This window comes from Scandinavium sp. M-37, assembly GCF_043558715.1.
In the GTDB taxonomy this organism is placed as follows: Bacteria; Pseudomonadota; Gammaproteobacteria; order Enterobacterales; family Enterobacteriaceae; genus Scandinavium; species Scandinavium vulneris_A.
Map to the genome: position 1 here is coordinate 1 of NZ_JBIGIN010000105.1, position 530 is coordinate 530.

The 530-nt window shown below is 46.8% G+C and carries 2 tRNA genes; both read left to right on the forward strand.

Annotation, left to right across the window (positions count from 1 at the left end):
* Positions 1 to 118: 118 nt before the first annotated feature.
* Positions 119 to 195, forward strand: a tRNA-Ile gene (locus ACG0Z5_RS23890).
* 110 nt (positions 196 to 305) lie between these two features.
* Positions 306 to 381, forward strand: a tRNA-Ala gene (locus ACG0Z5_RS23895).
* The last annotated feature ends 149 nt before the right edge of the window (positions 382 to 530 follow it).

Consider the following 530-nt stretch of genomic DNA (forward strand, 5'->3'; position numbering starts at 1 on the left):
CGTAACAAGGTAACCGTAGGGGAACCTGCGGTTGGATCACCTCCTTACCTTAAAGAACCTGCCTTTGTAGTGTCCACACAGATTGTCTGATGAAAATTAAGCAGTAAAAAATCTCTGCAGGCTTGTAGCTCAGGTGGTTAGAGCGCACCCCTGATAAGGGTGAGGTCGGTGGTTCAAGTCCACTCAGGCCTACCAAATTTATCCTGATACTGCGTTGTGAAACGACTCGCATACTTCAGTATGCTTCGCCCTTCCACGCCTTGTCTCAGTTTAAATTACCGGTAATGAGATTTAGTCTTTGCGATGGGGTTATAGCTCAGCTGGGAGAGCGCCTGCCTTGCACGCAGGAGGTCTGCGGTTCGATCCCGCATAGCTCCACCATCATTTACTGCTGAAACTGAAAACTTCAGAGTGTACCTGTCAAGGTGCACTGCGAAGTTTTGCTCTTTAAAAATCTGGATCAAGCTGAAAATTGAAACGACACACTGTTTCCTTTCTCCGTAATAAGAAAGGAAAGAAGGTGTGTTCGA